27 protein-coding genes and 1 tRNA gene are annotated in these 22,782 nt (G+C 66.1%); 16 read left to right on the top strand and 12 right to left on the bottom strand.

What is annotated here, in order from left to right; all coding sequences use genetic code 11:
- The first annotated feature begins 236 nt into the window (after positions 1-236).
- Both EVJ50_RS11120 and EVJ50_RS11125 read left to right on the top strand, forming a co-directional pair.
- Entirely contained in the window at positions 237-965 is a 729-nt protein-coding gene (locus tag EVJ50_RS11120) for a potassium channel family protein (RefSeq protein WP_150884020.1), read from the top strand.
- 24 nt (positions 966-989) lie between these two features.
- Positions 990-2,477 carry a glycosyl hydrolase family 57 gene (locus EVJ50_RS11125; RefSeq protein ID WP_150884021.1) on the top strand — a complete coding sequence of 496 codons (1,488 nt, stop codon included), beginning with the start codon at positions 990-992 and terminating at the stop codon, positions 2,475-2,477.
- 24 nt (positions 2,478-2,501) lie between these two features.
- Here EVJ50_RS11125 and EVJ50_RS11130 read toward each other — a convergent pair whose 3' ends face one another.
- The 6 genes from EVJ50_RS11130 to EVJ50_RS11155 form a co-directional block, all read right to left on the bottom strand.
- Positions 2,502-3,314, bottom strand: coding sequence for a methyltransferase domain-containing protein (locus EVJ50_RS11130; RefSeq protein WP_150884022.1), 813 nt, complete (start codon positions 3,312-3,314; stop codon positions 2,502-2,504).
- 3 nt (positions 3,315-3,317) lie between these two features.
- A complete protein-coding gene (locus EVJ50_RS11135) occupies positions 3,318-4,301 on the bottom strand; it encodes an SDR family NAD(P)-dependent oxidoreductase (RefSeq protein WP_150884023.1) in 984 nt (327 codons plus the stop codon).
- Between the two features lie 51 nt (positions 4,302-4,352).
- The gene (locus EVJ50_RS11140; protein ID WP_150884024.1) at positions 4,353-4,643 is read right to left on the bottom strand and encodes a hypothetical protein; all 291 of its coding nucleotides are present in this window, start codon (positions 4,641-4,643) and stop codon (positions 4,353-4,355) included.
- A 95-nt stretch (positions 4,644-4,738) separates the two neighbouring features.
- Positions 4,739-5,044, bottom strand: coding sequence for a YciI family protein (locus tag EVJ50_RS11145; protein ID WP_225322911.1), 306 nt, complete (start codon positions 5,042-5,044; stop codon positions 4,739-4,741).
- Positions 5,045-5,182: 138 nt separating this feature from the next.
- Positions 5,183-6,211, bottom strand: a complete 1,029-nt coding sequence (locus tag EVJ50_RS11150) for an NAD(P)-dependent alcohol dehydrogenase (protein WP_150884026.1) — start codon at positions 6,209-6,211, stop codon at positions 5,183-5,185.
- Between the two features lie 99 nt (positions 6,212-6,310).
- A tRNA-Val gene (locus tag EVJ50_RS11155) sits at positions 6,311-6,382 on the bottom strand.
- 120 nt (positions 6,383-6,502) lie between these two features.
- On the opposite strand from EVJ50_RS11155, the gene EVJ50_RS11160 reads away from it, so the two are divergent.
- Positions 6,503-7,234 carry a TVP38/TMEM64 family protein gene (locus tag EVJ50_RS11160; RefSeq protein ID WP_225322912.1) on the top strand — a complete coding sequence of 244 codons (732 nt, stop codon included), beginning with the start codon at positions 6,503-6,505 and terminating at the stop codon, positions 7,232-7,234.
- On the opposite strand, the gene EVJ50_RS11165 is transcribed toward EVJ50_RS11160, so the two are convergent.
- The 3 genes from EVJ50_RS11165 to EVJ50_RS11175 form a co-directional block, all read right to left on the bottom strand.
- Complete coding sequence (locus EVJ50_RS11165; protein WP_150884027.1) at positions 7,167-7,400, bottom strand: chlorophyll a/b-binding protein; 234 nt, start codon at positions 7,398-7,400, stop codon at positions 7,167-7,169. The two genes, EVJ50_RS11160 and EVJ50_RS11165, sit on opposite strands and share 68 nt — an antisense overlap.
- A gap of 91 nt (positions 7,401-7,491) precedes the next feature.
- Positions 7,492-9,342 (bottom strand): GGDEF domain-containing protein, encoded by a 1,851-nt coding sequence (locus EVJ50_RS11170; protein ID WP_150884028.1) that lies wholly within the window; start codon positions 9,340-9,342, stop codon positions 7,492-7,494.
- 121 nt (positions 9,343-9,463) lie between these two features.
- Positions 9,464-10,420, bottom strand: a complete 957-nt coding sequence (locus EVJ50_RS11175) for an NAD(P)/FAD-dependent oxidoreductase (protein ID WP_150884029.1) — start codon at positions 10,418-10,420, stop codon at positions 9,464-9,466.
- A 177-nt stretch (positions 10,421-10,597) separates the two neighbouring features.
- Here EVJ50_RS11175 and pdxH point away from each other — a divergent pair, with 177 nt between their 5' ends.
- Positions 10,598-11,287, top strand: coding sequence for a pyridoxamine 5'-phosphate oxidase (pdxH, locus tag EVJ50_RS11180; protein ID WP_150884030.1), 690 nt, complete (start codon positions 10,598-10,600; stop codon positions 11,285-11,287).
- A 205-nt stretch (positions 11,288-11,492) separates the two neighbouring features.
- Here the strand turns inward: pdxH and EVJ50_RS11185 are convergent, their stop codons facing one another.
- Positions 11,493-11,957, bottom strand: a complete 465-nt coding sequence (locus EVJ50_RS11185; protein ID WP_150884031.1) for a hypothetical protein — start codon at positions 11,955-11,957, stop codon at positions 11,493-11,495.
- Positions 11,958-12,055: 98 nt separating this feature from the next.
- On the opposite strand from EVJ50_RS11185, the gene EVJ50_RS11190 reads away from it, so the two are divergent.
- The 12 genes from EVJ50_RS11190 (at position 12,056) to EVJ50_RS11245 (ending at position 19,482) form a co-directional block, all read left to right on the top strand.
- Complete coding sequence (locus EVJ50_RS11190; protein WP_150884032.1) at positions 12,056-12,523, top strand: hypothetical protein; 468 nt, start codon at positions 12,056-12,058, stop codon at positions 12,521-12,523.
- Between the two features lie 135 nt (positions 12,524-12,658).
- A complete protein-coding gene (locus EVJ50_RS11195) occupies positions 12,659-12,934 on the top strand; it encodes a DUF2282 domain-containing protein (protein ID WP_150884033.1) in 276 nt (91 codons plus the stop codon).
- 41 nt (positions 12,935-12,975) lie between these two features.
- Positions 12,976-13,800 (top strand): DUF692 domain-containing protein, encoded by an 825-nt coding sequence (locus tag EVJ50_RS11200; RefSeq protein ID WP_150884034.1) that lies wholly within the window; start codon positions 12,976-12,978, stop codon positions 13,798-13,800.
- Positions 13,797-14,609: a DNA-binding domain-containing protein gene (locus tag EVJ50_RS11205; RefSeq protein WP_150884035.1), complete on the top strand. Its 813-nt coding sequence runs from the start codon at positions 13,797-13,799 to the stop codon at positions 14,607-14,609. The genes EVJ50_RS11200 and EVJ50_RS11205 overlap by 4 nt, the downstream gene beginning before the upstream one ends.
- 427 nt (positions 14,610-15,036) lie before the next feature.
- Positions 15,037-15,348 carry a hypothetical protein gene (locus tag EVJ50_RS11210; protein WP_150884036.1) on the top strand — a complete coding sequence of 104 codons (312 nt, stop codon included), beginning with the start codon at positions 15,037-15,039 and terminating at the stop codon, positions 15,346-15,348.
- A gap of 102 nt (positions 15,349-15,450) precedes the next feature.
- Complete coding sequence (locus EVJ50_RS11215; protein WP_150884037.1) at positions 15,451-15,909, top strand: lysozyme inhibitor LprI family protein; 459 nt, start codon at positions 15,451-15,453, stop codon at positions 15,907-15,909.
- Between the two features lie 301 nt (positions 15,910-16,210).
- Positions 16,211-16,528, top strand: coding sequence for a hypothetical protein (locus tag EVJ50_RS11220; protein ID WP_150884038.1), 318 nt, complete (start codon positions 16,211-16,213; stop codon positions 16,526-16,528).
- Between the two features lie 94 nt (positions 16,529-16,622).
- Positions 16,623-16,949 (top strand): hypothetical protein, encoded by a 327-nt coding sequence (locus tag EVJ50_RS11225; protein WP_150884039.1) that lies wholly within the window; start codon positions 16,623-16,625, stop codon positions 16,947-16,949.
- A 45-nt stretch (positions 16,950-16,994) separates the two neighbouring features.
- A complete protein-coding gene (locus EVJ50_RS11230; RefSeq protein ID WP_150884040.1) occupies positions 16,995-17,450 on the top strand; it encodes a GNAT family N-acetyltransferase in 456 nt (151 codons plus the stop codon).
- 98 nt (positions 17,451-17,548) lie between these two features.
- Positions 17,549-17,812, top strand: a complete 264-nt coding sequence (locus EVJ50_RS11235) for a BrnT family toxin (protein ID WP_150884041.1) — start codon at positions 17,549-17,551, stop codon at positions 17,810-17,812.
- Between the two features lie 31 nt (positions 17,813-17,843).
- A complete protein-coding gene (gene brnA, locus EVJ50_RS11240; RefSeq protein ID WP_225322913.1) occupies positions 17,844-18,077 on the top strand; it encodes a type II toxin-antitoxin system BrnA family antitoxin in 234 nt (77 codons plus the stop codon).
- 148 nt (positions 18,078-18,225) lie between these two features.
- A complete protein-coding gene (locus tag EVJ50_RS11245; protein ID WP_150884043.1) occupies positions 18,226-19,482 on the top strand; it encodes an ester cyclase in 1,257 nt (418 codons plus the stop codon).
- Here the strand turns inward: EVJ50_RS11245 and EVJ50_RS11250 are convergent.
- Entirely contained in the window at positions 19,409-20,347 is a 939-nt protein-coding gene (locus EVJ50_RS11250) for an AraC family transcriptional regulator (RefSeq protein ID WP_150884044.1), read from the bottom strand. The genes EVJ50_RS11245 and EVJ50_RS11250 overlap by 74 nt on opposite strands.
- Positions 20,348-20,993: 646 nt before the next feature.
- Positions 20,994-22,730: a thiamine pyrophosphate-binding protein gene (locus tag EVJ50_RS11265; protein ID WP_150884047.1), complete on the bottom strand. Its 1,737-nt coding sequence runs from the start codon at positions 22,728-22,730 to the stop codon at positions 20,994-20,996.
- Positions 22,731-22,782: the final 52 nt, after the last annotated feature.

Here is a 22,782-nt window from a genome sequence, read left to right on the forward strand (position 1 = left end):
ACAGCCCCCTGTCGAGCTCGTGGCCTGTCCTGGCGGTGATGCCTGGTCACGGCCCCGTGCCGAGCGAGAGGGCGCAGGTTACACAGCAGTAGCCCCACTCAAGCTCTGGCGCGCACCGGATCACCGCTGAGCCGGCATGCGTTGCCGGTCCGGTTTGGACAACCCAGACTCTGCCGGGATCCCTTCGGCTGATCCGCGTCTGAGCCGTCATCCCAAGACATTCGCTCCGAAGCCTGATGCCTCCTGCTGCGCAGTCGACGACCCTCCCCACGGCACACCGCCTCTACGGCTGGCTGATGCTGGCCTCTCTGCTCACACTGATCGCGTTTGCGCTGCCCCCGCCGCTCGATCGCATCGATAAGGTCGGCTTCACCGTTGTGGTTCTGCTCCAGATCCAGCTCCTCGGAGGGATGAGCCCGAGGCAGAGCCGCAACCGCAGCTTCCGGCTCCTGGGCTGGTTGTCGGCGGTGAGTCTGTGGCTCTGGCTGCTGACACCCGTGGATCTCAGAGGCTCCGGGATTCCCGTTCTGGTGATCTGGATTCTGTTTCAGGCGTATGCGTACTGGCGTCTGATCACCCGCCTCGGGCAGGAGCCAAAGGTCACCGCCTCGGTTCTCCTCGGTGCGATCTCGGGCTATGTGCTGCTCGGGCTCACGGCGAGCCTGCTGATGTGCGTGATCGAATCGATCAACCCCGGTAGTTTCAGCGGTTTGCCGGCATCGCCGCTTGCGGATCCCCGCCCTGAGGCCACCAGCCTCACAGTCACCCAGGTCAATTTCGTTCACCTGGCCTACTTCGCCTTCGTGACCATGACCACCCTTGGCTACGGAGACGTTCTGCCTGTCACACCCGTGGCGCAGATCGCCGTGATCCTGTTCAGCATCCTTGGCCCTGTGTACCTGGCCGTCATGCTGGGTCTGTTGATCGGTCGCTACCTCCAGCAGGAGAGCGATGCCGTGTCCTGATCTCCTCCATCGCGCTCGCGCTGCATGACCGCCTCACCCTTGCCCCCGATCTCCGGTCGTGAAGCCGACCTGCTGAGGCTGGTTCAGGCGCCCGGGCCATCCAGCCCGCCTCCGCCGAATCGGCGTCTGGGCGACATCCAATCGTGCTTCGCCTGCGCCCTGCACATGCATCAGCCCACCATTCCTGCCGGAGCGGAGGGTGAGCTGATCTCCCATCTGCAGTTCATGGTCGACCACCCGGATGAGGGTGACAATCACAACGCCGCCGCCTTCGCCGATTGCTATCGCCGCATGGCGGAGATCATCCCCGAGCTCATCGCCGCGGGACACCATCCGCGCATCATGCTCGATTACTCCGGCACCCTGCTCTGGGGGCTGGAGCAGATGGGGCGATCCGACATTCTCGATGCCCTCCGCAGCCTCACCTGCGACCCACAGTGTCAGGACCATGTGGAGTGGCTGGGCACGTTCTGGGGCCATGCGGTGGCACCCTCCACCCCCATCCCGGATCTCAGGCTTCAGATTCAGGCCTGGCAGCATCAGTTCGCCGCCCTGTTCGGTGATCAGGCGCTGCAGCGGGTGAGGGGCTTCTCGCTGCCGGAGATGCATCTGCCCAATCATCCCGACACGCTCCATGCTCTGGTTGGCGCCCTGAAGGACTGCGGCTATCGCTGGCTGATGGTTCAGGAGCACAGCGTGGAGACTCTTGATGGCTCCCCTCTGCCGCAGAGCCAGAAGTACTCCCCCAATCGGCTGCTGGCGCGCAGCTCCAGCGGTGCGGAGGCCTCCATCCTGGCCCTGATCAAGACCCAGGGCTCGGACACGAAACTCGTGGGCCAGATGCAGCCCTGTTATGAAGCGCTGGGACTGTCCCGGCAGCTGCTCGGCGACATCACGATCCCTGCCATCGTCTGCCAGATCGCCGATGGTGAGAACGGCGGCGTGATGATGAACGAATTCCCCGGTTCGTTCCAGCAGGCGTATCAGCGTCTGGCTTCCGAGCCGGGGGATGGCCCGGCAACCGTGGCGATCAACGGCAGCGAGTATCTGGCGCTCCTGGAGGCCGGGGGCATCGACCCTGCGGCCTACCCAGTGATCCAGGCCGTGCAGCAGCACACGCTCTGGTCGCGTGCCGGCGATCCGCCCAATCCGGAGTCGGTGGCTGCAGCGATCCGTGAGCTCAAGGCTGCGGGTGGCTCCTTCTCAATGGATGGCGCCTCCTGGACGAACAGCATCAGCTGGGTGAGCGGCTACGAGAACGTTCTCGAGCCGATGCAGGCGCTCAGCGCCCGCTTTCACGAGCTGTTTGACCCCTGGCTGGTCGAGGACCCTTCCCTCACCAGCACACCCCACTATCAGGACGCTCTGCTGCATCTGCTGCTGCTGCAGACCAGCTGCTTCCGCTACTGGGGCCAGGGCACCTGGACCGACCACGCCCGCGAGATCCATCGCCGCGGCCTGGCTGCGCTTGAGCGGGCGCAGCAGGTCCGGGAGCTGGTGCCAGCCTCCTGAGCCATCCGGGCGGGTGGCCCCGGCCTATGGCGGTGCGGTGGCGTGGAGTTCCAGCACGGTGGGTCCCACCCAGTAGCTGCCCGGCATGGATCGTGCAGCCTGCATCTCCTCCTCAGCCTGGCTGGCCTGCTCCGCGCTCCAGTGTCCCTGGCGGATGAGCTCCCTCCCGTAGATCCGCACGAACCGTTCCAGCCACCGCGCCCAGGGATCTCCGCCGCGGCCGAGCACGGGCAGCGGCCGGAGCTCGTCGATCCGGAAGCCGCGTTCCGCCAGGCGATCGGGCAGGCGCCGGTTCACATTCGGGTCGCCCCCCGAGGCCCGGAAACTGGCCATGGATGCCGCACCGAAGGCGGCGATCGCCTCGCCGTGGGGATGCAGAGCGAAGCTGGCCCAGTGCACGTATTCATGGGCCACGAACCGGCCCCCCGGGCGAAGACTCCTGCCGAGCAGATCGAGCAACGGCTCCAGACGCGGCAGAAACATCGCCACCCAGCGGCTCCAGGCCAGGTCAAATCCCGCCGGCACGGGCGCATCGATCGCCAGGTCGTGCTGACGGACCTCCAGCCAGGGCGCGTGTCGCGCCGCGACGGCCTGGGCTTCCTGCACGTAGGCGGCACTCTTCTCCAGGGCCAGCACATGGCCGGAGGGCCCCACCGCACGGGCCAGCTCGAGGCTGCAGTCGCCGGCGCCGGCTCCCAGATCGAGAACCCGGCAGCCCTCTTTCAGCCCTGCCCGGTGCCAGGCGGCCTGGGCGGATGGCAGCCACAGCTCGCTCTGTTGCCTGAGCCGCTCCCGCTCTTCCGCATGGGTGCCCAGGACGTAGGTGTCGTTGCCCATGGCTCAGAAGCGGGGCGACATCCTCGCGGCCAGCAGCAGCAGCCACCAGGGCGCCCGCAGGTCGGGGATCCAGCCTGTGCGTGTCGCCAGGGAGGGCAGTGCGAACGGCAGCACCGCCCGCAGTGAGCGCAGCGAGACCGGGCGCCGGCCTTCCGCGTCCACCACCCCATATCGGGCGGCCAGCTCGGCCACGATGCCCACCCTCCCGGTTCGCCGGAGCACGTTGGGGTCGGCCGCCAGGGCGGCGATCACCCGACCGGTGAGCAGCGGCGTTTCCCAGTTGGTCTGACTGGCCAGGGAGCGCAGCAGCGGGTCGCTCGAGTTGGCGTCACGGCTCTCCTCCGCCAGCTCGCGGATGTGCTCGGTGCCCACCACACCAGGCCAGAGGGAGAGGGAGGTCACCCCGCTGGGTTTGAGCTCGGCAGCCATCTCGGCCGCGAGGCGGTCGCAGGCCGCCTTGCCCACGCCATAGGCGACACCGAACAGGGGCAGCAGACCGCCCCATGAGGAGATGGTGCAGATCAGGCCGCTGCGCCGGGGCACCATCAGCCGCGCCGCCTGAACCGAGGCGATGTAGTGGCTGCGCAGACCGGCGTTGTTGCAGGCATCCCACGCGCCCGGATCGCTCTCCCAGAAGCTCTTGCCGATCGACTGCCGCAGCGCGCGCACACCGCCGTAGACGTTGTTGACCAGCACGTCCAGCCGGCCGTTGCTCTCCCGCTCGATCCGGGCGAACAGCGCCTCCACCTGGGCGTCATCGGCATGGTCCACCGCCACGGGAATGCAGCGCCCACCGGCGGCCTCCACCTCCTGGCAGGTCTCCGCGAGCGCGCCGCCCACGGCATCACTGCTGGCGCCGCTCTCCAGGCTGCGTGCCGTCACGAATACCGTGGCACCGGCCTCTGCCAGGCCCACCGCGATGCCTCGGCCGATGCCCCGGCTGGCTCCCGTCACCAGTGCCACCGTGCCGACCAACTCCCTGGGCATCGATGGCGTCCCGCACTTGTCTCAGTGTGGTGCCGGGACGGTCGGTGCGACTCAGTATTCGAGGCGAATCAGCTGATCGACGCGAAATGCCGGACCGCTCTCTTCCGGTGGGTCGAGCTCCTCATCCAGTTGGATGCCGGTCGCTTCGATGTCGTAGCCGGTGAGTTGAGGATCGCACCCCTGTGATCGGAGCAATCGGCGGTGATCCTCCATCATCGGCTCAATGGGGCTGGAGGCGGCTTCCAGTTCCGCGAGGAGTTCCTGTGTGGTGTCGCTGCAGGCCTGCGACTGGGCTCTGGACAGTCCCGCTGTCGAGACGACGGCCAGGAGAGCCACGACCATCACAACGCCGCATCGTCCCGGGCGCTGAACCATGGGCCATGTCTGCTGCGCGAGGTGATCCATGTCCTGAGCCGATGACTGTTGTGTGGATGTCGTCAGTGAAGGAATCGATGCTTGCCGATGTGGGCTTCCCACTCCACAATCCGCGCTGATTCGGCCAGCATCCCATCCTGTGAGCGGGGGCTGGAGCCAACAATGCGTTGCGCTTCCGCCAGGCTGCTGGCCTCAAGGATCCAGAGACCCGTTCCATCGTGAGGGGCGAACGGGCCGCAGGCCAGCAGTGTGCCCGCCTCCTCCTGTTGCTTGAACCAGGTGAGCTGGTTCTGGTCGTGCTCAGGATGGGCTCGTTTGTAGTCGTAATAGTCGGCTCTTGTTGCCACGATCACGGCATAGAGAGTCACGATGGCGTCCAGGAAGGCAGGAGGGGGGTGATCTTTGAATCCTATGCGCGATCGTCCAGATCAGCTGCAGATGCTCCCTTGGCGGCATGGCAGGATCGCCTTGGCTTCCCGAGCCTGGAGACGGCAGCACACCTGCTCTTATCCCCGGATGCTGATCACAACCTTGCCACGGGCGCGCTTGGTGGCGACGTAGTCAATGGCTTCGATCACGTCGTCCAACGCATAGGTTCGATCCAGCACTGGCTCGATCTGGTGCGTCACGACGCAATCGATCAGCTGTTGCAGGCGTGATGCGCTCTTCTCCAGCTCAACGATCAGCTCGACAGCATCATCCTTCTGGCTGACCAGCATCGCCCGGAGAAAGCCCCAGCCATCCGCGGCACTCGCTAGAACGAGTTTCCCGTTCTCCGACAGGAGCCGCTTCATCCGGCTCGGGCGATGCTGGCCGATCAGATCGAACACCAGGTCAAAGGTCTCGCTCAGCTCAGTGATGTCCTCGCGCTGATAGTCGATCACCCGGTCGGCTCCGAGAGCCCGCACGAGGTCGTGATTGCGGCCGCTGCAGACGGCCGTGACATGGGCACCCAGCGCTTTGGCCATGGGAATCGCGAAGGTTCCGATGCCGCCGGAGGCGCCGTTGATCATGACGCGATCACCATGCTGGATTGCCCTGTAGTCGTGGATGCCCTGGTAGGCGGTGAGGCCGGCGACGCCGAGCGCGCAGGCCTGCTGGTGCGTGAGTGAGGCCGGCTTGTGCACCAGGCACTCCGTGCTCACCAGTGCAAACTCCGCGAACGAGCCGACCAGGTCGGGCGCCATCAGCCCGCAGACCGCATCGCCAGCTGCAAAGCCGGGCACATCATCGGCCACAGCTTCCACCACGCCCGAGAAATCGGCACCCAGGCCGGTGTGTTTCGGCTTGAGCAACCCCAGCGACAATCGCACCAGGAAGGGCTCGGCCTTCATCAGGCGCCAGTCCAGAGGATTGACCGACGCCGCGTGAACCTGAACCAGCACCCGCCCCGGCTGCAGTTCCGGCTTGGCGACATCTCTGAGGGACAGGACCTCCGAATTGCCGTAGCGGTCGAAATACAGCGATCTCACTGAGGTCGTTTCCTGTGTGGTGAGGCTATCCCTGGTGACGCGTGCGGCCGTCGTGATCAGCACTCCCTGATCATTGATAGGGCTCAGGTTCCGGCCCTCTGCAGACCGTTGCCGTTCAGCTGCCACCGCATGACCCGGCCGGTTGCTGCTTTATGACGCTGATGCGCGATGCCGGGTTCGAACCAGCGACATCCTGCTTGTAAGGCAGGCGCTCTACCGCTGAGCTAATCGCGCGTCGGGTCATCCTCCCACCGGCGTGTGACGCTCTGCAATGGACTGCTGGTCTCAGGCTGAGATCCCATAGCGTGCGGCCTCAGTTCCGGGTTGGTTGTGCCTCAGGCGACAGAGCAGGGCGTGGTGCGCGCCCCTGTTGCTCCCTCTCATCAGGCCCCGGCGCGGCTGTCGGCAAGGCGCCTGAAGACCGGCGTCCAGGTGCTGGTGGCCGTGCTGCTGCTCGGGCTGGCCGCCACTCTGCTGCAGGCCTACGGAGTGGGCCCACTGCGGGCGCAGGTGGAGCAGATGGGCCTCTGGGCGCCGCTGCTGCTGGTGGCCCTGCGCATCACCAGCGTGGTGATCCCGGCGCTGCCCGGCACGGCCTATTCGATTCTGGCCGGGGCACTGTTCGGGTTCCGCCAGGGCCTGGTGCTGATCTGCCTGGCGGATCTGATCTCCTGCTCCCTCAGCTTTCACCTCTCACGCCGCTACGGGCGCGGGCTGGTGACCCGCCTGGTGGGGGCCCGCTTCATGGGCCGGGTGGACGGCCTCAGCCGCCAGCACCTGGAAGGAAACGTGGTGTTGATGACCGCGTTCCTGATGAGCGGATTCTTTGATTTCGTCTGCTATGGCGTGGGCCTGACCCGCACGGCCTGGCGCCGCTTCCTGCCGGCTCTGATCGTGAGCATCCTGCTCTCCAATCCACCGATCGTGGCCCTCGGCGCCGGGGTGCTCGATGGCGGCAAGCGCCTGCTGGGCTTCGCCCTGCTGGGCACCTTCGCCCTCGCCCTGCTGACCGGGTGGATCAGAGGCCGCCGGTCACCGCCCAGCGCAGCAGCAGCAGCACCTGGCCTCCCGGGCCCCGGCCGCTGATCAGCTCGCCGATCAGGGCCGCCGCGAAGCCGAGCATCGCCACCCGGCCGTTCAGGAGTTCCACCCCGGCCAGGGCCTGCACATTCCAGGGTCGCGGCGTCGTCATGCTGCGGCCGAACGGCTCCACCGGCTCATACACGAAGGACTCCTGGCTGGGCTCGCTCATCCGGCTGGGCGTTCACAAGGCCCGAATCCTGGCAGGGTTGCGGCGGGCCTGACGTCTCAGCGCGCCTCACGGACGAGCCAGCGCTCCTCGATCAGTAGTCCGCCCCCTGCATGGCCATGCTCTCGGCGAAGCGCACCACCTGGTTGCGGCCCGATTCCTTGGCACGGTACAGGGCCAGATCGGCGCTCTTGATCACTTTCCAGAAGGAGCTGGCGTCTTCAGGAAACAGGCTCACGCCCACGCTCACGGTCTTGCTGAAGCGCTCCTTGCCGGCCGTGAACACCTTCTTCTCGAAGGCCTCGCGGATCTTTTCGCCCACCATCATCGCGCCGTTCTCATCGGAGTTGTAGAGGAGCACGATGAACTCCTCGCCACCGAAGCGGATCGGGATGTCCGCTTCGCGGATGCACTCGTTCATGGTCTCGGTGAGGCCCCGGATCACCACATCGCCGATGTCGTGACCGTAGGTGTCGTTCACCATCTTGAAGAAATCGATGTCGAGCATCAGCACGCCCAGGCTGGTCTTGGCGCGCATCGCCTGGGGCAGGGCCTTGTCGATGTATTCCTCCAGGTATTTGCGGTTGTAGAGACCGGTGAGCGGATCGCGGCGCGACTGCTCGGTGAGCAGCGCGGTGAGCAGCTGGCTCTCGATCACCGGCTTGGCGGCATCGAGGTAGCTGAGGATCGTGGGCACCACCCGCCGGATCCGCGTGACTTCACCCGCCTCGGCCGGCCGGATGGCGATCAGCAGCCCCACCTCCTTGTTGATCGAAAACGGCACGCACACATAGGCCGCATCGCTGCTCTGGGTGCAGTTGTCGCAGACGTGGTTGAAGTCGTCGGAGTAGATCACCGTCTGCGTGCGGTAGGCCCGGCATTCGTTGATGTCGGCATCCACGGCCGCTGAATGCCACATGCCCGGGTCGCTGGCGTGGACCAGGGCACGCGTCTTGCGTTCGGAGCTGGTCTCGTAGATAGCGAAGTGCTGGATCGCCAGCTTGTCGTGAATCACGTAGGCGATGCGGTTGTAGACCTCGTGCTTGGAGCGGTCGAATTCGATCGTGCGTTTGAACTTGTAGATGTCCGCCAGCTCGCTGATGATCTCCTTCGAGCGGATCAGGGGATTCTTGTTGTAGAGGCTGCTGTCCTGTGTGAGCAGGGTGGTGATCTTCTCGTCGATATCAGTGATGGTGCCCTGCATCTTCGAGTAGAGCTCGTTCTGCCGTTTCGCCACCTCGCCGCCCTCGTCGGTGAGGGAGGTCTGGACCAGGCCGGAGAAATCACCGTCGCTGGCTTTCCCGATCGAGGTCTGGAGGGAGCTGAACAGCTCCAGGTAGGGATGGATAAAGTGATTGGTCACCAGGATCGCGATCGCCAGGAACAGCAGCGAGGCTCCCGCGATCGGCAGGATGGTGATGATGCCGGTGTTGCGGGCGTCGCTGATGTTGAACACCATCGAGAGGGCGCCCAGCACGTCGCCCTCACTGGCGGTGTGGCATTGCAGGCAGTTGGGCGTCCCGAAGGCCGAGGCCACGTAGGGAATGGTCACGCGCAGGCTGGCCTCCTGCGGGCTTTCATCCAGCACCTCCGCCCGTTCGCCGGTGTTGAGCACCTGCACGTCGACATCGTCGCGCGGCACTTCGTTGTACATGCTGGGGCCCATCTCATCGATCACGCTCTGGGAGCGCACCAGCCAGAGGTCGCGGATGTTCTGGGTCTGGCTGATCTGAACCAGATAGAACTGGATCTGATCCTCCGTCCAGCCGTTCACCATGTGTGAGGTGAGGGCATCGCGCACCAGCTCGGCGGTGAGGCTCGATTTCTGCTTGGCGCTCTCGATGCCGTAGCTGCGGAAGTTGAGCGCCACCACCGTGGTGATGATCAGCATCAGCACGGTCAGCGTGACCCCGATCGCCGTGAGGATCTTCCGCTTGGCGTTCATGGCGGCCACGGGCCCGGTTGCGGCTCCTGCTCAACTGTGGCCAGCGCCCGGGCCGCTGTCTGCCCCTGTCAGGGCCAGGCGAAAGACAACGCAATGCCCGGCCGCAGCCGGGCGGCGCGGTTCAGGAATGGACCCAGTCCACCCGGATCGACTTGCGGCTGTTGAGGTAGCGGTCGATCGCCATGGCGGCAATGCAGCCGTCGGAGGCGGCCACCACGGCCTGCTTGAAGGGGGTGTTGCGGATGTCGCCGATGGCCCAGACCCCGTCCACCGAGGTGGCCATGCAGTCGTCGACCTTCACGCCGCCGTCCTCGTTCACCTCCACCTGGCCGCCGACGAAGTCGGTGATCGGCTTGGAGCCGGCCATGTACACGAAGACCCCATCCACGGCCAGATGCGTGGGCTCCTCCTCCTGGCGGGCCTTCACCTCCACCCCGGTCACACCGCTGTCGTCGCCGCCGATCTCCAGCAGCCGGGCCCGGTTCCAGTGGCGCACGTTGGAGGTGGCGAGCAGGTCCTGGGCGTGGTGGTCGTCCGCCGCCGGTTCCTTGTTGGTGATCCAGTGCACGGTGGAGGCGAACTTGGTCAGCACCTGGGCCTCCTCCACCGCTTCGCGGTTCACACCCACCACCGCCACCTCGCGGTTGCGGTAGAAGGCGCCGTCGCAGGTGGCGCAGTAGCTCACGCCCCGACCGAGGAACTCGGCCTCGCCCTTGAAGGAGGCGGGGCGGCCCATGGCCCCGCTGGCCAGCACCAGGGCGCGGGCCTTGAAGGTGCCGTCGGGGGTGTAGACGGTCTTCATCTCGCCGCCCACATCGACGCCGAACACCTGGGCGCGGCGGTAGTCGGTGCCGTAGGTCACGGCCTGATCGCGCATCAGGGTGAGCAGATCCTCGCCGCTGATGTCGGTGGGCACGCCGGGATAGTTGGCGATCTGGTGGGTGATCGCCAGAGCCCCCACCGAGGGGTTCTTGTCGAGGATCACCGTCTTGAGATCGGCCCTGGAGGTGTAGAGCGCGCAGGAGCAGCCGGCAGGGCCGCCGCCCACGATCACGACATCCGATTCAATGGTCTCCAAGGGGCGAGCTCTCCGGCTGGGTGGACGATCGCGTGACGCTCGGGGAGGGCAGGCGCTCCGGCGACGACGGCGATGGAAGGCTACTCACCCCGGCTGGAGACGGACCTGCCGGCTTCCTCTCCACGCTCCGCAGCTGCCCCTGGCGAGGATGGAGAGCCCTTGCCACCCAATGTTTTGATGCCGGGCCCCAGCACCGAGCACGACCCGGCAGCGATGCGCCGCAGCTACATGGCGGCAGGCCTGCGCCGGCGCGACCTGGCGGCGGATCCGATCGAGCAGTTCCGCCTCTGGTTCGGCCAGGCCACCGCGGCCGAGCTGCTGGAGCCCAATGCGATGGTGCTCTCCACCAGCGACGGTCGCCGCCCCAGCAGCCGCACCGTGCTGCTCAAGGCCTACGACAGTCGTGGTTTCGTGTTCTTCACCAACCACGGCAGCCGCAAGGCCGGCGAGATCGCCGCCTGCCCGATGGTGAGCCTGCTGTTCCCCTGGTACGCGCTGGAGCGGCAGGTGGCCGTGATCGGCCGGGCCGAACGCATCAGCACCGCCGAATCGCTCGCCTACTTCACCTCCCGGCCGCGCGGCAGCCGCGTGGGGGCCTGGGTGTCGCAGCAGAGCACGGTGATCGGCTCCCGCACCCTGCTGGATCAGGCCTGGCACCAGATGAGCGAACGCTTCGCCCGCGGCGAGGTGCCGCTGCCCTCCTTCTGGGGCGGCTACCGGGTGGAGCCGGAGGAGATCGAGTTCTGGCAGGGCCGGGAGAACCGCCTGCACGATCGCTTCCGCTACCGGCGATCGGAAGGGCTTGCAGCAGGCGATGCAGCGGCGCAGCCCGAGCGGCTCTGGACGATCGACCGCCTAGCGCCCTGACTGGAGCAGGCGGATCGGCTCGCTCCCGGACCGCGGCCGCCGGATCGGTCCGTTGCCAGGCTTCAGCCAGCCGCACCCGCTGCTGTGGGCCCCACTCCGCTCCACCTGCCAGCCGGAACCCACCACCTCTGCCGCTGTGGTCGCAGCCGCCACGGCTGGTTGTGCGATGGAGCCCATCTCGGCACCGGGCTGGTGTCCTACGACCTCACCACATCCGAGGACGGGGTGGTGCTGATGTGTGGTTGCCACAGGTCCCGCTGCTACCCGCTCTGCGATGGCCGCCATGAGCGGCCGCCCCGACAGACGCGCTGGTGGCGCCTGTGGCCGCTTCGATCCGGGTCCTGATCAGCTCTGGCTGCGCGCCCACCACAGCCGGGGCGAAGGGCTCCGGCACATCGGTGATCCAGGTGCGCCCCACTGTGTAGAGGAGGATCTGGCTCAGGGCCGCGGCAACGAAGGTGGGCAGGGCCATCCACCAGTCCGCAATGAAACCGATCGCCACCACACCATCCATGCCCAGGTCGGCCACATCGAGAACCCGCCATTTCAGAGGCGACTCCAGCCAGGACGATCCGGACAGCCCGGCGATGTTGGCGATGTGAACCACGGCTCCAGCGCCGTAGAGAAGAGCCACGATCCAGACGACCGCTTTCACACCAGCCGAGGTCATGCGGATCGCTGCGCGACTGGATGGTTGGACCGTTGGCGCAACCTAGCTTTCATTGAATCGTGCCGCCCGGGACTCGGGAATCAGCCATGCCCGCACGAATGCACCTGTGGTTCGGTCTGGCCTTGTGGGTGGTGCTCCTGTGCCCCGCCGTGGCCATCGCGGAACCCCGGTTGAAGGATCTGCTGGCCGCGCCGGAACAGCTGCCGCTCGCCGGCGGAACGCTGCGGCTTGAGGTGGATCTGTGGCGCGACTTCATGCCCATCGCACCAGCCGATGGCCGCCCCCTGATGGCATCGATCACGCTCAAGCCGATGCGTGGGGCGGTGCTGCCGGACGCGCTTGCGGTGGAGAGCGTCTGGGTGGTCAATGGCCAGCAGCTCTGGATGGCCGAGCCCGGGGAGGTGCGCCTCTCGGATGGTGCATCGCCGTCGCTGGTGGTGGTGGTTCGCGATGGCCCGAAATGGGGCCCGGGGATCGACGTGGATGTGGTGGTGCGGATCCGCACGGCCACTGGTGAGTCGCGCCTGCTCCGGGCTGCCGGCCAGCGCATCGAGCGGACCGACTGAGAGGCGCCACGGCTTCTTGGATCGGTGCGGTTGGGGCCAACCGAGATCCGATCGGCCTGCTCGGCGGTAGTGGGAGGAGCGGGGCCGGTTGTTCTCGATCGGCGCTCGCCTGTTCCTCCATTCCTCTCCCATCCGATGAACACTCCTCAGGCACCCCAGGCTGTGGTCAGCGCTGCCATCAGCGGCGTTCTGGCCCTCGGTCTCGTGGCCGCCGGCGCCGGTGAATCCCTGGCCGCCAAGGCCGGCATGGAAAAGTGCGCCGGCATCGCCCGGGCCGGCATGAACGACTGCGGCACCAGCACCCACTCCTGTGCCGGTGAGGCGAAGGTGTCCGGCGATCCGGAGGAGTGGGTCTACGTGCCCACCGGCACCTGCAAGAAGATCGTGGGCGGCACCCTCAAGACCTCCTGACCCCGCGAGGCCCCAGTCCATCCCGATGGTTGCCACTGCTCATGGCCGCGTCCTGCATCACCGGTGTGGGCCTGGGGCTTCGATCCCCCCACTACGCCGACATCCTCTCCACCAGGCCGGCGATTCCCTGGTTCGAAGCCCTCTCGGACAACTATCTCGGCGGGGGGCTGCCCCTGCATCACCTCAGCCGGGTGCGTGAGACCTACCCGATCACCCTGCATGGCGTCGGCCTCTCGCTGGGTTCGGTGGATCCGCTCAACACCGACTACCTGCAGCGCTTGAAGGCGCTGGTGGATCGCATGGAGCCTGCCCTGGTCTCCGACCATCTGGCCTGGGTCTCTCGCGGTGGGCGCTACTTCCACGATCTGGCGCCCCTGCCCTACACCGAGGAGGCCCTGGTGCATGTGGTGGAGCGGGTCCAGCGGGTGCAGGAGCTGCTGGGGCGTCGGATCCTGCTGGAGAACCTCTCCCCCTATGTGTCCTTCGCGGGAGCCGACTATCCCGAGTGGGCGTTTCTGGCGGAGCTGGCCGATCGCGCCGACTGCTTCCTGCTGCTGGATGTGAACAACGTCTTCGTGAATGCCTTCAACCACGGTTTCGATCCAGAGCAATACCTCGATGCCCTGCCTGCCGAGCGGGTCAAGGAGATCCACCTCGCCGGCTACGAGGAGCAAGGCTGCTTCCTCTTCGACACCCATGGCCGGGAGGTGCAGGAGGGGGTGTGGGCCTTGTATCGCCGCGCCCTGCAGCGCTTCCCCGGGGTGCCGGCCCTGATCGAGTGGGACAACGCCATTCCCCCCTTTGATGTGCTGCTGGCTGAAGCGGCCAAGGCGGAAGCCCTGCGTCGGGAGCCGGCCGCGCTGTGAGCCTGGCCGATCTGCAGCAGCTGTTCACCGCGGCGGCCCTGGGCCGGGCCAGCGAGGACGACCTGGCCCGGCTGGATCAGCATCTGCAGGGAAGCCCGGTGCTCCCGGCCCGCCAGGGCATCGAGGCCTACCGCACCAGCGTGGCCGGCAAACTGCTGCGCAGCCTGGAGCAGATCTACCCGGTCTGCCTCCAGCTGGTGGGCCCGGCCTTCTTCCAGGCCATGGCCACGGCGTTCCTCACCACCGAGGTGTCCCACTCCCCGGATCTGGGCGACTTCGGGGGAGGGCTTCCGGCCTTCCTCGCAGCATTCCCGCCCGCCCGGCCGCTGCCGTATCTCGCCGATGTGGCCCGGCTGGAGTGGCACTGGCACCGGGCCTTCAACGCTCCTGATGAGGAGGGCCTGAACCTGGAGGCGCTGGCCCGGGTTCCACCCGAGCAATGGCCGCAGCTGGTGTTCCGGTTGCCTGCCGGCTCGGCTCTGATCGCCTCCGACTACCCGATCCACCGCATCTGGCAGGCCAACGCTGCGGCCGATGCCCAGGAGCAGGAGATCGATCTCAACGCGGGAGGCGTGCACCTCTTCGTGTGGCGGGACGGCCACACCACGCGCGTGGATCCTCTGGAGGCGCAGGAGTGGCAACTGCTGGAGGCCCTGGGCCGGTGTGTGCCCTTCGGGGAGATCTGCGGCCTGGACGTTGATCTCAACGACGTCACGCTCGCCTCACTTCTGCCCCTCTGGGTGCAGCGCGGCTGGTTGTGTGGCTTTGAGGTGGCTGGGTGTGGTGTTGAGGCACAACCCCCGGCCTGATTGAGAAGGGTGTGTGACGCCTGTGGTGGCAGCTGGGCTGGGCGAGCGATCAACCGGCCACAGTCATCAGTGCTGCTTGTTGGCCATTCGTCTCCTTGATGGTGGACAGGACATCGGCACCATCCAGGAGTGGCTTGGCAACAGCGATGTGGAGACGACTAGAAGACGATCATGATCGACACACATCTTCTCAGTTGGGGCCGTCAGGGTGTTTCGATCGCGGCCGACCTTCTGGTGTGGCTCGTTCAGTGCGATCGGCGGATCCCAATCATCTGGTTTAGTCTGTTTGAGGAACAGACACCGGAGACTCTGAGTCAGCATCATGAGTCTGTCTCTCGTTGAGGCTGTCTCCCATCCGCAGGCACCGCCAGCATCTCTGGTTTGCGTGGCGGATCTGCCCAGTTATTGTTTCGTGTAGGGAGATCGCATGAGAGAGTCGAGACTCAATAGCTATGCCGAGTTGCTCGATCATCCCGAGCGTCTTGACCGGACAGTTGCCCGTCGTGCCAGGAGTCGCAGAATTCTGACCGTCGCCGTATGGATCATTCTGGGGGCGTGGGTGCTTGGACTGGTTTCAGATCATCTCTCAGGTCAGTCCAATGACCCGAACCTTGGCTTTGTTGCTCTCTGGCTCGCGATCTACTGCATCAGTGAGCTGGAATGGCAGATGCTGTCGCTCATCAAGAAACTCAAAGATAGAGAAATCGATGCAGCGCAGCGGAGTGGGTTGGATCCTTGATGATGAGCTTTCAAGAGCGGTGTCCGAGCAGGTCACCTTTGGCGGTATGCGCTCTTCGATGTCTGATCTATTCTGGTCTTCCTCTCTGCAGTGGGGCCGATCGTGAGAATCCTTCTTGCCCTTGCAGTCTTCTGGTTGCCAGCACTCCCAGTGCAGGCACAAGAAGGCACTGAAATGACCTGCCTTGAAGCTGCGACGACTCAGTTGGAGATGAATCAATGTGCCGGCCTCGACTTGGAGGCGGCGGAGTCTGAGTTGAACCGCGTGCTGGCTGACATCAACCTTCGCTATGCGGACAAAGCGGATTTTCTGAATAAGCTGAAGATGTCGCAGAGTGCGTGGCAAACACTCCGGGAGGCGAACCTGGACTTGCGCTTCCCTTTGGAGGACAAGCGGGTGCAGTACGGAAGCATGGTTCCGATGTGTGTTCAGACGATTGATCGTCAGCTGGTCATTGAGCGAGTTGCGTTCTTGAAGCAGTGGCTGGTCGGCATTGATGAAGGTGACGTCTGTGGTGGATCGATCCAGAGCAGCGACTGTCTTGAGAACGATTGCAGCTGACGCGCGCAGCAGTGATGACGATAGGCCATGCAGCGAGAGTTCACATGGTCCTGGACAACGCGTTGCACTGGTGGCCGGCCGGTTCCGTTCCTGGTTGGGCTTGTGCATGTGTTGCCCTCCCTGATCGCAGCAGCCCCGGTCATGCCATGGCGACCGCGCAGGTTCTTGGCCCGGAGACGTGACAATCGTTGAGAAGCGCCGATTTGCAGCATCGGCTCACGACATCTGGCAGATCATCCATGATCCCGGGACGATGCCGGCATGGAATCCAAAATGCGTTTGAAGCCGAAAGCCAAGGAGATTGGAGGTCGGCCAGACGTTTGCGGTGACCGACGAGATGAACCGGAAGCGAAGCAAGGCACTTGCGGAGCTCGTGCACTACGAGAAAGATCAGTTGATCCATTTCAGATACCATTATGAAGAATCGGCTCAGATTGGAGCTGTGGACGAGATCTTTGAGCTGCGATCGGGCAACAGGGGTGTTGAGCTGGTGCACACGGTGGATTTCGATCAATCCACCTTGCCTTGGTGGGTCAAACTGTTGATTGGTTATCTCAATCGATTTGGCAAGGCAGAAGGGGAAGGGCCGTTGGATGGAATCGCCGCCCTTCTCGACTGATCGTTGAGCCGCCAATTCGCTGAGGCTGGCGCCGCCGGCTCGCGCACGCGCCCACCCTGGGATTTAGCGTTGCTTGAGCTTCGGAGGTGCCAGCATGAACAAGCTGCACATTGCGCTGTCCACGGCCAGACTTGAGGAATCCGTCGCCGATTACACGGCTCGGCTCGGGGCTGCGCCATGCGTTGTGATCCCCAACGAGTATGCCTTGTGGCGAACCGAATCGCTCAACGTTTCCATTCGTCAGGACACCCGTTGCCAGCCCGGTCAGTTGCGGCATCTGGGCTGGGAAGACAGTGAAGCCCAGGCGTTTGCTGAGGACAGGGATGTGAATGGCATCGTGTGGGAACGGTTCAGCGCGCAACAGCAAGCGGACGACATCAATGCGATCTGGCCTGAGGCGAAGTACTGGCCAGATCTCTGACTGCATGCCAGTGGCTCCTCCTGTTTCCTGAGCCCCGAACTGCCAATGCTCACCTGCCACCCCATCGATTCCTGCACCATTCCTGAACTGCTTGCGCTGCTGAACGATGCACGTGTGCGCAGGTACCTCATGCTTCATGCCCCCTTCACAGCCTCGTCGGCAGATGACTGGCTCCAGGTCAAACAGGCCGAGGACCGTCGGCCAGGCTGCCTCATCCGTGCCATCCGGAATGGCGCCGATCTGGTGGGTTGGTGCGGCATCCAGAAGCAGGACGACTCCTTCGAGCTGGCCATTGTGCTGGCACCCTCTCAGTGGTCTCGCGGACGAGACGTACTCGCAACACTGAAGACGTGGGGCCGGCAGCAGGGTCACACCTCCCTGGTGGCTCTGCTGCCCAGCAGCCGGCCCCAGCGGCGCGCCATTGCTCGACTGTTCGGCCAGCCGTCCTCGGAAACGGTGCTCCAGGGCACGGTGTTCAACCGCTACACGATCGCCCTCTGAGACGGCACTGCCGCCGCCTCCACCGTCCCGTTCCGGGGCCAGGCCATCCAGAAGAGATGGATCGTCGAAGTGCTGAAAAGGTATAAAATCCGTACCGAATGAACTTTGAGTGCGACCCGCTCAAGAGTGCGGCCAACCAGGTCAAGCACGGCATCGATTTCCTCGATGCGCAAGCCCTCTGGAGTGATCCCGCCGTGCTCGAGATTCCAGCCCGTACCACCGATGAGCCACGGTTCCTCGTGATTGGCCAGATCCACCGCAGGCACTGGTCGGCTGTGATCACGTATCGCGGCCAGGCCATCCGTCTCATTTCCGTCCGCCGCTCCCGCCCGGAAGAGGTCCAGCTTTATGAACAGCTCTGAATTTGATCGGCGCGTTGATGACGGTGAGTCCGTGGTCGAGGCGCTCGATCTCGACGGTGCCCGTCGATCCCGCTTGCAACAGAAGCGCGTGAACGTGGATTTCCCCCTCTGGATGGTGGAGCGACTCGACCATGAGGCCACCCGGCTCGGTGTGACCCGCCAGTCGATCATCAAGGTCTGGCTCGCAGAGCGTCTGGAGCACGGTCGGCCTGCCGCGTCGTCTCAAGCCGACAGCTGCCTCCCTTCGCCGCAGGAGAAGAGCTGAGTCAGGACTGATCAGGCTGCCGCATCCGCATCAGCCTCCACCACAACCCTGGCGCCCGCTGCACACACCCTGGCGTCCAGGGACGAGAAGTCTGCGCTGAACGTCACGACTCTGGCGGTGTTCCGATTCGCTCCGAGCGCCACCCCCCATGACGTGCCTCGAACAGGCCACCCTTCTGGCCCCGCCCTCTCCGTCGACCCGCACCACACTGGTTCTCGGATCGTCCGGAAAGACCGGCCGGCGCATCGCGGCTCGCCTGCATGAGCGGGGTTGCGCTGTTCGCTCGGGATCACGCACCGCCTCACCGGCGTTCCACTGGGAGGACCCCTCCACCTGGTCTGACGTGCTGAGTGATGTGGCCCAGATGGTGGTGATCCTTCCCTCCAGCCTGCCGATCGCAGGCACACCGGCCCGCTTCCGAGCGCTGGTGCAGGTCGCAGAGGCTCACGGTGTGGAGCGGCTTGTTCTGGTGTCCGGCCGCGGTGAGGCGGCGTGCCTGGAGTGGGAGGCGGCCCTGCGTGAGAGCAGCCTGGCCTGGACGGTGCTGCGGTCCGCCTGGTTCCAGCAGAACCTTTCGGAGGGGGACTTCGCGCCGATGGTGCGCGATGGCGCGCTGGCCGTGTCCCATGCCGACGTGCCCGAGCCCTTCGTGGATCTCGATGATCTGGCCGATGTGGCGGTGGCTGTGCTCTCGGGGCCCGGCCATGACGGGGAGATCCTGGAGGTCACCGGGCCTCGGCTGATCAGCTTCCGGCAACTGGCCGGCGTTCTCACCGAGGCCCTGGGCCGGCCCATCGGCATTGAGGCGCTCAGCCAGGCCGATCTGCTGGCCGCGGCGGCTGCCGGCGGGGCCTCCGAAGAGGAGCTGGGTCTGATCGACTACCTCTTCGGGGCGCTGCTGGATGGGCGCAATGCCCATCTCGGCGACGGCGTGCAGCGCGTTCTCGGCCGGGCACCCCGCGACGTGGCCGCCTTCGCCTGCGCGGAGGCGGCGTCGGGGCGATGGGACACAGCTCCCCAATCGGTCGTGCGCCGCTTGATCGAGCAGGGCATCAACGGGGGCAACGAGGCGGTGCTCACCGAGCTCCTGCACCACGACTACGTCTACCGGGCTCCTGGCGAGGAGCTGCGCGGCCCGGCCGCTCTGCAGGCTCTCTTCGCCGGCTACCGGCAGGCCTTCCCTGATCTCCATGTGGCCATCACCGGATCCTTCGACAACGGCTTCATGGTGGCCACCACCTTCACCCTCAGCGGCACCCATGCCGGTCCGCTGCACGGCATGCCGGCCAGCGGGCGTTCCGTCTCGGTGGACGGGATCGTCCACAGCCGCGTCAGGGACGGGCGGATCGCGGAGGAGTGGGAGCTGATCGACATGGCGGCCCTGATGCAGCAGCTGAGTGGCTGAGCCGGTAGGCCCTCGGGGTCTGCCCCGTCCAGCGCCGGAAGGCACGGCCGAAGCTGCTCTGATCGCCGAAGCCGGTGAGGAACGCCACCTCGGCCAGAGAGCACTCCGACGCCGCCAGCAGTTCGCGCGCCAGCCCCTGCTGCACCTCGCTCACCAGAGCCTGGAAGAGCACGTCCGCTTCGGCCAGCCGGCGTTGCAGGGTGCGCGGGCTCATGGTGAGGCCTCGGGCGATCTCCGTGAGCCGGGGCGGTCCTCCGCTCAGCGCTCTGGAGATCGCCTCCCTCAGGCGCTGGATCAGTTCGCTGGCATCCGGGAGCGCCTGCAGCGCCCCATCGAGATGGCCATCGAAGAAGCGGCAGATCGCCGCATCGCCCAGGCGGTTCGCACGCTCCAGCTGGCGGCTGCTCACCACCAGGGCATCCCGCCCCGCGTCGTACTGAATCGGGCAGGCGAAGTGGGCATGGAAGGGTTCCGAATCCTCGGGTGCCTCCTGCGACAGATGCACCGCCAGGGGAGCGAAGGCCTCATCGGCCACCTCCCGGCTCAGGGCCACGGCGGCCGCCAGTGCCAGCTCGTTCGTGAGCCGCAGGCCTGGGCGATCCGGAGACCCTGGCATCACCTCGAACAGGGCCGGCTCCCTGTCCTCCAGCAGACGGAAGTTGGCGATGCTCGTCACCACACGCCCGTAGCGCTCGACCCGCCGGTAGGAGCCCGCCAGATCGAGCGCCGATTTGAAGGCGAGGCCGAAGGCTCCGTAGTCGTCGCATCGCATCGACGCGCCGACCTGCATCGGAATGGATCGACCGGCCGGCTCCCGCTCCGCCACCCGCTCCAGCAGATCAAAGAAGACTCCGTCCGGAATCATCGACCCGCCCTGCGCCGGTTCAGACGGCAGAGGAACCGACTGAGGATCAAGCGTGGTGCACAGGCTCAGGGCCTTGCGCGCAAACAGCGCCGGAATCCAGCCCACCCGTTCAGCACGGCTGCAGCCGCGGCGTGATCCGGGTGCTCTCCGCCAGCTGCCAGACCATGCAGGCGTGACATGCGGCCCGCACAACACTCAGAACGGCGAGGCCGAGACAGATCGGACAGTGGAGCAGACCCATCGGTGCCGGCAAGCGCCGCCACTGTGGCATGGGTGCCTCTGGCCGGCCGCAATGGAACGACACACCAATCAGGCAACCGCTGACGCTCATTTCTAGGGTGAGACCTGCCATGAGATCGAGCGCGCTGCCTTCCGGATTTCGGTTCTGCGGCTGCCGCAGGAACGAACCAGCCTCGCGCCCGATCAGGAGCCCAGCGATATCCGCCCGTTCCACTCCTGTTCTCCGGCCCTTCTGTCCCTGAGTGGTCGTGTCGGGAGTCCTCTCTTCCGTCCGTTTCGCTGGAGGTCCAGCCCATGATCCGCCCTTCATCCCCCGAGCTGCTCGAACGCTGTCTGCTTCGTTCCGGTTCCGATCCGCTCTGCTGCGAGGAGAGGGAGCATCGCTGGGATGCCGTCGAGTCCTATTTCATCTGTCTGGAGAGCTGCGATCTTCGCGATCGCAGCTGCTCGGATCAGTGTGTGGAGGTGCTTCGCGGCGTGAGCTGACCCGTTGCGCCAGGGCCGCCGTGAGGCGTTGCAGGGCCTCGGAGGCATCGTCCGCCGGTAGCTCCACGCTGAGCAGCACCGGCCCGCTGCGCTCCGCCTGCCAGTGCTGCAGCGCGTCGATCAGTTCATCCTCGCGGCTCACCCGCCGCGCCTCCAGCAGGCCGAGGGAGAGGGCCAGGGCCACGTGATCCACCCGCTGCACGTCGTTGAAGGCGCCATCGAGCATCGGACGCTCGGTGCCGTAGCCGCCGTTGTCCAGCACCACCACCAGTGCCGGGATCCCGTAGCGCGCCAGGGTGGCCAGCTCCAGGCCGCTCATCAGCAGGGCTCCATCCCCCAGCAGCACCAGGGGGCGCCGGTCGGGTCGGGCGCCCCAGGCGCCCACCGCTCCGGGCAGGGCAAAGCCCAGCGACGCCCAGAAGCCGCTGCTGAGGTAGCTGTTGGCCTCCTGCAGATGCAGTTCCGCCGAGGCGAAGAGGGCATCGCCGGGATCCGCGAGCACGATGTCGCGCGGGCTGAGGGTGGCATCCAGCGCCGCCATCAGGCGCCGGACCCGGATCGGGGCGTCGGCGTCGGGCTGGAAGGGTGGCGCCGCTGCGGCTCGGCCCGAGGTCGTGTCCGGATCCTTGCGCGCTGGGGCCTCCGCGTCTGAGGGGGCATCCCCAGCGGCCTGGAGCCAGATGCGCAGCGCCATCGCCGGATCCAGCCCGTCCTCCTGCCCGCCCGGCCAGATCAGTCCCCGGGCCAGGTCCACCTGCACGCGATCCGGACCGGAGAGGTCCATCGTGAAGATGCCGGTGTCGAGGTCGCTGAGCGGCAGGCCCAGCAGCAGCACAGCGTCGCTGCCCTCCACCACCTCCCGGGTGGCACGGGCGCTCATCGCACCCTCGTAGACCCCCAGATGGAGGGGATGCCCCTCCGGCAGCAGGGACTTGCCCGAGAGGCTCGTGGCCACCAGCCATCCCTCCCGTTCGATCAGCTCCAGCAGCCTCTGCTCCAGCCCCAGGCGGGCCACCTCCACACCCGCCAGCACCACCACGCGCCGGCGCTGCCGCAGCCAGCGCAGCACCGCCTCGCCCCGTTGCTGCAGAGCCGCCGGGATCAGCGGCCGGGGTGCTGCTGCCGTGAAGCCCTCGAGCTGCCAGGGGATCTCGCGATCGAGGCAGTCGCGTGGGATCTCGAGGTAGCCCGGTCGCGATTCCCGCTCCATGGCCGCCAGCACCCGCTGGAGCTCGGCCGCCGCCGTGCGGCCCGAGTCGAGGCAGGCCGTGGCGGCTGTGATCTCGGAGAAGAGGCGCTGCTGGGTCTCCACCGCCCGGATGCGGTGATGCAGCAGAGCATGGGCATCGCTCTCCCTCACACCCGGGGCCCCACTGATCACCAGCACGGGGGAGCGCTCCACGAAGGCTCCGGCCACGGGATTGAGCAGTTTCAGAGCGCCGACGCCATAGGTGACCACCACCACGCCGAACCCCGTCAGGCGGGCGTGCACATCGGCCGCGAACCCCGCCCCCTCCTCACCGGCGCTGTTGATCAGGGCGATGGGTGAGCGCTCCAGCTGATCGCAGAGGGCGAGTGCGTAATCGCCGGGCACCCCGTAGACGTGGCTGACGCGCCGCTGCAGCAGGGCGTCGATCAGGGCCTCGATGATGGTCACGGTCGCTCGCTCCCGAGCCGCTGGCCCAACCCAATGGTCGAAGCGTAGAGAT

This window comes from Synechococcus sp. RSCCF101 (assembly GCF_008807075.1).
In the GTDB taxonomy this organism is placed as follows: domain Bacteria; phylum Cyanobacteriota; class Cyanobacteriia; order PCC-6307; family Cyanobiaceae; genus RSCCF101.

What these genes read in the sequence shown, in the direction of transcription:
- EVJ50_RS11195 (WP_150884033.1), top strand. Translation starts at nt 12,659, where the DNA reads ATGAACACTCCTCAGGCACCCCAGGCTGTGGTCAGCGCTGCCATCAGC.
- EVJ50_RS11245 (WP_150884043.1), top strand. Translation starts at nt 18,226, where the DNA reads ATGACGTGCCTCGAACAGGCCACCCTTCTGGCCCCGCCCTCTCCGTCG.
- EVJ50_RS11130 (WP_150884022.1), bottom strand. Translation starts at nt 3,314, where the DNA reads ATGGGCAACGACACCTACGTCCTGGGCACCCATGCGGAAGAGCGGGAG.
- EVJ50_RS11170 (WP_150884028.1), bottom strand. Translation starts at nt 9,342, where the DNA reads ATGAACGCCAAGCGGAAGATCCTCACGGCGATCGGGGTCACGCTGACC.
- EVJ50_RS11135 (WP_150884023.1), bottom strand. Translation starts at nt 4,301, where the DNA reads ATGCCCAGGGAGTTGGTCGGCACGGTGGCACTGGTGACGGGAGCCAGC.
- EVJ50_RS11250 (WP_150884044.1), bottom strand. Translation starts at nt 20,347, where the DNA reads ATGATTCCGGACGGAGTCTTCTTTGATCTGCTGGAGCGGGTGGCGGAG.
- pdxH (WP_150884030.1), top strand. Translation starts at nt 10,598, where the DNA reads ATGCCGGGCCCCAGCACCGAGCACGACCCGGCAGCGATGCGCCGCAGC.
- EVJ50_RS11225 (WP_150884039.1), top strand. Translation starts at nt 16,623, where the DNA reads ATGAACAAGCTGCACATTGCGCTGTCCACGGCCAGACTTGAGGAATCC.
- EVJ50_RS11120 (WP_150884020.1), top strand. Translation starts at nt 237, where the DNA reads ATGCCTCCTGCTGCGCAGTCGACGACCCTCCCCACGGCACACCGCCTC.
- EVJ50_RS11140 (WP_150884024.1), bottom strand. Translation starts at nt 4,643, where the DNA reads ATGGTCGTGGCTCTCCTGGCCGTCGTCTCGACAGCGGGACTGTCCAGA.
- EVJ50_RS11185 (WP_150884031.1), bottom strand. Translation starts at nt 11,957, where the DNA reads ATGACCTCGGCTGGTGTGAAAGCGGTCGTCTGGATCGTGGCTCTTCTC.
- EVJ50_RS11125 (WP_150884021.1), top strand. Translation starts at nt 990, where the DNA reads ATGACCGCCTCACCCTTGCCCCCGATCTCCGGTCGTGAAGCCGACCTG.
- EVJ50_RS11210 (WP_150884036.1), top strand. Translation starts at nt 15,037, where the DNA reads ATGAGAGAGTCGAGACTCAATAGCTATGCCGAGTTGCTCGATCATCCC.
- EVJ50_RS11230 (WP_150884040.1), top strand. Translation starts at nt 16,995, where the DNA reads ATGCTCACCTGCCACCCCATCGATTCCTGCACCATTCCTGAACTGCTT.
- EVJ50_RS11200 (WP_150884034.1), top strand. Translation starts at nt 12,976, where the DNA reads ATGGCCGCGTCCTGCATCACCGGTGTGGGCCTGGGGCTTCGATCCCCC.
- EVJ50_RS11165 (WP_150884027.1), bottom strand. Translation starts at nt 7,400, where the DNA reads ATGAGCGAGCCCAGCCAGGAGTCCTTCGTGTATGAGCCGGTGGAGCCG.
- EVJ50_RS11235 (WP_150884041.1), top strand. Translation starts at nt 17,549, where the DNA reads ATGAACTTTGAGTGCGACCCGCTCAAGAGTGCGGCCAACCAGGTCAAG.
- EVJ50_RS11190 (WP_150884032.1), top strand. Translation starts at nt 12,056, where the DNA reads ATGCACCTGTGGTTCGGTCTGGCCTTGTGGGTGGTGCTCCTGTGCCCC.